The organism is Accumulibacter sp. (assembly GCF_032229525.1).
Taxonomy (GTDB): Bacteria; Pseudomonadota; Gammaproteobacteria; order Burkholderiales; family Rhodocyclaceae; genus Accumulibacter.
This window is the reverse complement of sequence record NZ_JAVTWB010000041.1, coordinates 1-3,023: the sequence shown is the minus strand read 5'-3', so window position 1 is coordinate 3,023 and position 3,023 is coordinate 1. Positions and strand designations below refer to the sequence as shown.

At 62.2% G+C, this 3,023-nt stretch carries 2 protein-coding genes; both read left to right on the top strand.

What is annotated here, in order from left to right:
- The coding region (locus RUW20_RS02870) for a substrate-binding domain-containing protein (RefSeq protein ID WP_313950690.1) at positions 1 to 958 on the top strand (958 nt) is incomplete at its 5' end.
- Between the two features lie 2 nt (positions 959 to 960).
- Positions 961 to 3,023: response regulator (locus RUW20_RS02865; RefSeq protein WP_313950689.1), on the top strand; the 2,063-nt coding region annotated here is incomplete at its 3' end.

The window sequence follows — 3,023 nt, the reverse complement described above, 5'->3', positions numbered from 1 at the left end:
AGCGCTCAAGTCTCCCTGCTGGTCTGCCGTTACAGAAGATGATCGCGCAGGGCACCAGCGGGTACCCTATGAGCAGAGCGGTTTTTCGACCATTCTTTCATTTTTCTTGGGAATCGTGCCAATGCTCACCGGATCAACAGCCACGCTCACCATTTCGCGCCGCATCATCTTTGCCACCTTGATGACCCTTCTTTTACTTCCTTTTTCGGCCAGTGCCGCCGCGCTACGCATCGCTGGCACCGGCAATGCACTGGGCACGATGCGTCTGATGGGTGAAGCTTTCACCAAATTGCACCCCGAAACCACGGTCATCGTCCTCGATAGCATCGGTACCAGCGGCGCGATCAGGGCTGTGCCCAAGGGGGCCATCGAAATTGGCCTGTCCTCCCGCCTGCCCAAAGATGAGGAAGCTCGGGATGGCATGACGACCGTCGAATACGCCCGCTCGCCCACTGTCTTCGCTGTCGCCAGCGCCAACGCGGTCGCCTCGATCACCCTGGCGCAAGTTGCCGACATCTACAGCGGCAAACTGACAACATGGCCGGACGGTACCAAGATCCGGCCAGTGATGCGCCAACCGGGGGACGACAATACCCGCCAAATCGCACGCCTCTCCCCGGCGATCGAGCAAGCGCTTGCCGCCGCCGAGAAACGCACGGGTCTGACCTATGCCGCGACCGATCAGGAAGCCGCCGACAAGGTGCAACATGTTTCGGGCAGCATCGGCGTCACGACCATCGCCCTGATCCGCTCCGAGAATCGAAGCCTGCGTCCCCTCGCCCTCGACGGCGTTGAGCCGAGCCTTGAGAACCTGTCCGCCGGACGCTACCCGATGGTCAAGCACTTCTATCTGGTGTTGCCGAAGGAACCCACGCCCGCAGCAAAAGAATTCCTTCAATTCATGCGCTCACCGCAGGGGCGAAGGATCCTGGAAGAAAACGGCCACCTCGTTCCCTGACCATGCCGGACCAGCAACAGCGCCGCACTCTCGAGCGCAGCGTCCATCGCTCTGCGCTGGCGCTGGCGTGGTTGGTCGCCCTAAGCATCCCCCTCGCTTATTTGTTCATTGCCTATCGAGACCTGGGCGATTCTCTCGACTTCAAGGCCAGGGTCAAGGCTTCGGCGCTGAGCAACCTGATTACCAGCAACCCCGACACGTGGATGTTTGCCGAAAACCGCGTGCAGGGACTGATCTCGCGCGAACCGATACCGTTGACCGACGAACAGGTACAGGTGCTTTACCAAGATCAGTCGGTCGTCGCGCTGGCTGGTGAGATCCCGCCGGAACCAGTGTTGCAGCGGGCCTATCCGCTCCACGATGGAAGTGACGTGGTCGGCCAGATCATCGTCTCCGGCTCGATGCGCCCGCTGCTGTGGTACGTTTTGGGCAGTGTCCTACCGGCCTTGCTGTTTGCTGCCCTGGTGTATCTGGTGGTGAAGGTACTGCCGCTCAGGGCCTTGACGGTATTGGCGAGGGTGACCGAAGATTTACGCGAGGCCAAAAACCTCGCCGAAGCCGGCAATAAAGCAAAGAGCGAATTCCTGGCGGCGATGAGCCACGAAATTCGCACGCCGATGAACGGCATTCTCGGCATGAACGAACTGCTGCGCGGTACGCGGCTTACCACGCAACAGCGGCGTTTTGCCGACGCGGTCCAGCAGTCGGGAGAGCAGCTGCTGAGAATCATCAACGATGTTCTCGATTTCTCGAAGGTCGAAGCCGGCAAGCTGGAACTGGAGACGACCCGCTTCGACCTTCGTCAACTGCTCGACGATATCGTTTCCATCTTCGCCAGGCAGGCTGCAGCCAAGGGTGTTGCGTTGACCTGCTGCGTACCCGCCAACCTGCCAGTGGCGGTCAAGGGCGATCCGGTTCGAATGCGCCAGATCATCACCAACCTGGTAGGCAACGCGGTCAAATTTACCAGCCGTGGCGAGATCGCCGTAGGCCTCGAGTTAATCGACGAGACTCCTCTGGAAGCCCGTTTTCGCTTCAATGTCGCGGACACCGGCATCGGCATCAGCGAGGAAACACAGCGCCGCTTGTTCAACGCCTTCGTCCAGGCAGACAGCTCGACCACCCGGCTATACGGCGGCAGCGGCCTTGGCCTGGCGATCGCCAGGCAGCTTGTCGAGATGATGCACGGCCAGATCGGACTGCACAGCGAAGCAGGCCGTGGTAGCCGCTTCTGGTTCGAGGTGCCCTTACTCAAACAGGAAGCCGGCGCGCGTTCGCAGGTCGCGGCGGTCACACGCCACAAAGGCTTGCACGTCCTGCTGGTCGATGACAACGACGGCAGCCGCGAAAACCTCGTCCATCAGCTCGCTGCCTGGTCGATGACCTGCACCTGTGCCACCAGCGGGTGCGCCGCACTGGATGAATTGCGGCGGCCCGCCGTGACGCCGTTCGACCTGGCAATTGTCGACCTGCACCTGCCGCAGATGGACGGCATCGAACTGGCGCAAAAGATCAGGTCCGATCCGCGCTGGGCGGCCCTGCCACTGATCATGCTGTCGGCGGCAAGTGTCAGCACCGATCACCCGGACCGCCCGCACGCGCTGATCGACTGTTACCTGCGCAAACCCGTGCGTCAGTCCGACCTCGATGACGCAATCGCTACCGCCTGCTCACGGCAGGCAGTTGCCGCCGAGAGCGCGCCAGCCGTGCCACTGCCGTCGGCCACCGAGCGATTGGCTGCCGGAGTGGCCGCCCACGTGCTGGTCGTCGAGGACAATCCGATCAATCAGCTGGTCGCGTCGAGCATGCTCGATTCCCTCGGGGTGGGCTACAACGTGGCGGACAATGGCCAGGTGGCGCTCGACTGTTTGTCGCGCGAACGCTACGATCTGGTGCTGATGGACTGCCAGATGCCGGTACTGGACGGCTTCGAGGCGACGGCGCAGGTGCGTGCCTGGCAGCGCGATGGCCGCCTGCCGCGCCAGCTGCCGATCATCGCGCTAACGGCTAACGCCGTCGATGGCGACCGCGAGCGCTGCCTGGCAGCCGGCATGGACGATTACGT